A 4,744-nucleotide genomic window follows, 5' to 3' on the forward strand; every position below is an offset into this window, starting at 1 on the left:
GCTTGTCGGAGAAAGGTCCATACTGCATTAGCGGATTGGAGTAGATGCGATATGCTCTTTAAACATAGTGATAACACATAATAGAGGCAAGCGAATCGCCTGAAAAGAGCACGGGATGGTCATCTTCTGATGGTCTAACATCATTTCTCCATGGCAAAGGGCAATGCCTATTCTACATGAGTCTACGCAGCACCCTCCTTGGGCGGACATGTGGTGTCCGGGGTTCTGTATCCAAGAGCTACGCGCGCAAGTCAAATGCGTAGGAGTCAACCGTGGTTGACATGGAGCATCCTGACATTGCGCATTTCTTGGTCTGCATTCTCGATATATGTCTCTCCGTTGTAATACCTTACCCCATGAGACATTTCCTGACTCGACTTCTAACTTCTGTATGATGCGTCTTCAAATCAACATTATAATGCTCGTAGCTGCAGTGCTTCTCGTTCTTTCGGGATGTCGTTCAGTTGACCACGTTCCGTATCACTCCACAGCCAGTATCCCATACGAGACTACATCTTCCATAACTCAGATGGAGCTGATCATAGGCGATGAGGATATGGCCTCAGACCGTGACTACGTCGTATTCGCAGCAGTAGACAATATGGAGGTGGGATACGTTCTGGTAGCTCCTCACATGGGACCAGCATCCGCAAGCTATAGCCTTGGTCATGCTGTCATACCACGTGCGGTGCCGATTGCCGATCGGAACGTAGATGCTCTGGTGGATGCAGCGCAGCGCGCAAACGACCACTGGTCTGACGCCGACCAGGAGGGAAAAGGGACGTTCGTGGAGTTTATGCATGCCCCGCAGCAGGACATTCTGCGCATAAGCGAAGATGTGGAAGAATGGCGCCCAGCGCTCCGGTTTACGTTTTCAGCAACACCTGATGGTCCTTCGGCTCGAATCCTACTGGGGGATACTTCCACAAGTGACTTACAATCTGTGGTGCGCTTTACTGATCGCGAACAGATCGAAGATTTTCGGGATGTGTTGGTACGGGCCCAAGACCGTGCCACAGAAATGAGCCGATGAGGGCAGGCGTGTATCTTTGCGTTTGAACCCAACTTTTGAATCTACCCTTAGCTGGAAAACCAGTTCTCGATGTGCACATCCATTGTCAGCGCTGTATACGCTTCAAAATCGGATGTATTGCGCGTGACCAGGATGAGCGACCGGGTGGCGGCTATGGCCGCCGGGCGTGCCGGTTCGGAGACGATATTCGTGTCCAGCAGGTAGCGAATCACAGGCGCACCTCGCGTCCCGGATCATCGCTCCGCAAGCCGCTGAGGTCGCCCTTGGTGAGTGGCGACGGCCCATGCTGCTCTCGAAACCGGCGGTAGGCGGTGCCGAACGAATTGGGCTGCTCAGCCACGGCGCGCTCCAATAGCAGGATGGCTTGCTGGTTGAGGCTGCGACGTTCGGTATCAGCCAATTCCCGAATGCGGTTCATCACGTCCTCCGGGATGCCTTTGAGGGTAAGCGCAGACATAGGTAGGTGGTTTGTTATGGTTGCGTATTGCACCAAAGTATATCCAGGTCGTAGCTCCCAGGTTCGCTCTTGCACGAACAGGGAATCCCATGCCCAATGGGCCCGAACTTTCGTGGCGTGTCGAAAATCACTCGGCGTCCCGCTTCGATTCAAACCCTGCCTTGCCCATGTCCTCAACATACTTCACGGCCTTGAGTACCGCCTCCAGTCCGATCGGGGGCAGCACGTTTTGTTCAGAAGCATCCTGACTGGGCTGATCCTCTTCTGAGGATGTTTGTGAAGACGTCCCGTTGGAGCGGGTCTTAACGCGCCGGACATGCGTGTGGAGGTAGCGCTCCGAGAGGCTATGCAGACCCGCCCGGCGGCACACGAGGTAGGCCACCGACTCCGCTTCAATCTCGCGCTGGGCAAGAGAGAGCGTCCGGCGATCCGGCCAAAGGTCTCAATGCTGTTCCAGCCTTCCGCGCTGCTAAGACCCTATCCGAAAACCGGACAGTGCCGCCAAACGATGAAGGAGCAGGCTAGATGAAGAAACGCGAGAAAGTTGTCGAGTTTCTTCTCCCACCGGATGAGCAGGCGTCGGAATCGGTTCATCCAACTGTGGGTTCGCTCACAGACCCACCGTCGGGCTCGGTATCCAGGCAAGCGCAAATCAGTTTTCTCCTCGCCCCGACTTTTGATGTGGTCGATCATCTGCATGAATCCGATCAAGGATCGAACGTCCGAATAGTCGTAGCCTTTGTCTGCGCAAAAGTGCTGCGGCTGCTCGTCGGTCGGCAGGGGCGCAAGCAGAGGCATGCTCTCAAAAACGGCTTCGACCTGCGTTTTATCGTGGCGGTTCGCTCCCGTTACGACGAGACCGATTGGAAGGCCCGCCGCTTCGGTAAGAAGATGCCGTTTTGTGCCTTTTTTGCCCCGATCTGTGGGATTGGGGCCGGTTTGCTCTCCCCCAAGCGGGGCTTTCAAGGGGTGCTTTCGTGATGCATCCGTCCAGGGATTGCCACTCGAAATCCAGTCCGATGTCGGTGTTGTATTCGAGTAATCCTGTGGTCCAAAGCTCTTGGAAAACGCCGGCCTTCTGCCACGCCTGAAACCGGTCGTGAACCGTCGACCCGGCCCCGAGGCTACGGGGAATCGCCTTCCACTGACAACCGGTGCGCATCAGATAGAACATCGCAAAGAAGGCCGTTCGGTTCGGCATCGGAGGACGTCCGCCTTTCGGGCGAGGCTTCGGTTCGGGAAGAAGAGGCTCGACGGCGAGCCAAAGCGACTCAGGCGGAAGAAAGTCAGGATCAACTCCAAATTCGAGCGTATAGGGATGCATCCGAGGCCTCCGTAGAAGAACGTGAAGGGGGGTAACCAACCCTTTAACTCTCTACGGAGGTTTTCGGATGAGCACTAAGTAGGCCCACAAAAGAATCTTCGAATATGTCATTGCGAGGAGCGCCAGCGACGCGGCGCTGTGAGCGCAGCGAACGAGTGCTCCTGGGGTGCAATCTTGGGCCTTCTAAGCAGAATAAACCGCTCTAACGGGGCCATGGAGATCGCCGCGTCGGTCGCAAGCTCCCTCCTCGCGATGACAAGGTGTACATGTATTTTTGCTGACTTACTTAAGGTAAATAACTTGGTATGAGCATCTCCTTATCCGTCACCGCTCTGCTTGTGGGCCTACTTGGACTGGGGCTTCCAGATGATCCGCATCAACCCGACGCTCAGATCGGGGACGAGCGCATTGGCCTGATTCAAGGCATTGCTGTAGACGAAGAAAGCAGGGTCTATGTAGGCGACTACATCAACATGCAGGTGCACAGATACACTTCAGAAGGATCATACGACGACTCGTTCGGAGGGCGCGGGCAAGGCCCCGGAGAGTTTCAGTCGATCTCTGGTATCGACATGGGGCCGAACGACTCGCTGTTTGTACACGACCGTGCGGCCCGCCGGATTGTCGCATTTCCCACGGGCAACATGAGTCGGAGTACCACCACGTCCATTCCATCGCGCGACGACGGACTCAGCCCCAGCATGATTGGAGGCCCGTTGGTCGGGCTACACGGAATCTGGGTGTTGCCTGACGGGGAAAAAGTGGTTGTATCAGGACGCGGGTTTAGTCCGAGCAATCGAAATGAAGATCGGGCCATCCATGTTCATTTTCTTGGAGAAGAAAATCCCATAGCCACGCTTCCTGATCGAGAGTTTATTGTGTTCGAAAACGGAGGCTTTTCCGTACGTCTCATGCCATTTGGCAAACGTCCCGTCGTTACAGTTGGTCAAGACGGGGACATCCTATATGGGATGAATGAACGGATCGAGATTCAGAGCGTCAGTCCTGTTAATGGAAATACAGCGACTGCAGTAGAAGACAATCACACTTCTATACCCGTTACAGAGGAGTTGTTGGAAACCGAGATACAGCGGATGGGATCTGAGTTTTCTTCAGACCAGGTGGAGCAACTGCGGCGTGAGGCCCCTGATGCCATGCCTGCATTTGAGCACATGGTTGTGGATACGGAAAATCGAATCTGGATTGCCGTGAATGATCCCGATGCGTTCGACGAAGGAAATACCGCGTATCGCGTGTTTGATGAAAGTGGCCAGCAGTTGTCGGAGTTTACGTTAGAAGGAATTGTCTTCCTGCAAGTCGTCAAAGACGGAAAAGCATACGGCATACGCACCAGCTCCTCGGGCGCACAAAAAGTAGATATTTACGACGTCACTAATCTGCTTTGATTGCCTCATAAGTAGGCCCACAAAAGAATCTTCGAATATGTCATTGCGAGGAGCGCCAGCGACGTGGCGCTGTGAGCGCAGCGAGGGAGTGCTCTTGGAGTGCAATCTTGTACCTTGCAAGTGGGATAAACCCCTGCAAGTGACGCATGAGATCGCCGCGTCGGTCGCAAGCTCCCTCCTCGCGATGACAAGGTGTACATGTATTTTTGCTGACTTACTTATAACTTCTGCAGTTTACAGCTAAGCCTTCAGTGCCGAAGCAGCACACTCTTGTACGGCTCCACCTTGAACACGCCCTTCTCGTTCGGCTGGATGCGGTACGCCTCGGGATGCGCCGAAAAGTCGAGGTCGTACGTGCTCATGCGGGATCGGCGTCGGTCGTGCGGTTGGGGGATGCGTTGGCTGCGTCTTCAGGCGGCAGTATATCGCGAACCGCCAGCGGCTTCATATCGGGCAGGGTAGCCAGATCCACCGTTTCAGAGGCGTCGCGTAGCAGACGGAGCGTATAGTCTGTACCCTTCGGC

5 protein-coding genes and 2 pseudogenes are annotated in these 4,744 nt (G+C 54.7%); 2 read left to right on the forward strand and 5 right to left on the reverse strand.

Annotated features, from left to right (window positions below; translation table 11 throughout):
• The first annotated feature begins 391 nt into the window (after positions 1-391).
• The gene (locus PPP56_RS11150) at positions 392-1,033 is read left to right on the forward strand and encodes a hypothetical protein (RefSeq protein WP_353564121.1); all 642 of its coding nucleotides are present in this window, start codon (positions 392-394) and stop codon (positions 1,031-1,033) included.
• A gap of 47 nt (positions 1,034-1,080) precedes the next feature.
• Here PPP56_RS11150 and PPP56_RS11155 read toward each other — a convergent pair whose 3' ends face one another.
• The 4 genes and pseudogenes from PPP56_RS11155 to PPP56_RS11170 all read right to left on the reverse strand — a co-directional run bounded on the left by PPP56_RS11155 (position 1,081) and on the right by PPP56_RS11170 (position 2,814).
• Positions 1,081-1,245, reverse strand: a complete 165-nt coding sequence (locus PPP56_RS11155) for a PIN domain-containing protein (RefSeq protein WP_353564122.1) — start codon at positions 1,243-1,245, stop codon at positions 1,081-1,083.
• Positions 1,242-1,490, reverse strand: a complete 249-nt coding sequence (locus tag PPP56_RS11160) for a ribbon-helix-helix domain-containing protein (RefSeq protein ID WP_353564123.1) — start codon at positions 1,488-1,490, stop codon at positions 1,242-1,244. The genes PPP56_RS11155 and PPP56_RS11160 overlap by 4 nt, the downstream gene beginning before the upstream one ends.
• A gap of 127 nt (positions 1,491-1,617) precedes the next feature.
• On the reverse strand, positions 1,618-1,872 hold the full coding sequence (locus tag PPP56_RS11165) for a hypothetical protein (RefSeq protein ID WP_353564124.1): 255 nt from the start codon (positions 1,870-1,872) through the stop codon (positions 1,618-1,620).
• A 95-nt stretch (positions 1,873-1,967) separates the two neighbouring features.
• Positions 1,968-2,814, reverse strand: a pseudogene (locus PPP56_RS11170) (IS5 family transposase).
• Positions 2,815-3,119: 305 nt separating this feature from the next.
• Between PPP56_RS11170 and PPP56_RS11175 the strand changes: the two are divergent.
• Positions 3,120-4,220 (forward strand): 6-bladed beta-propeller, encoded by a 1,101-nt coding sequence (locus tag PPP56_RS11175; RefSeq protein ID WP_353564125.1) that lies wholly within the window; start codon positions 3,120-3,122, stop codon positions 4,218-4,220.
• 257 nt (positions 4,221-4,477) lie between these two features.
• On the opposite strand, the pseudogene PPP56_RS11180 reads toward PPP56_RS11175, so the two are convergent.
• Positions 4,478-4,582, reverse strand: a pseudogene (locus tag PPP56_RS11180) (DUF4385 family protein); the annotation flags it as partial.
• Positions 4,583-4,744: the final 162 nt, after the last annotated feature.

Origin of the sequence: Longimonas sp., assembly GCF_040409695.1 — a bacterium.
GTDB lineage: Bacteria > Bacteroidota > Rhodothermia > Rhodothermales > Salinibacteraceae > Longimonas.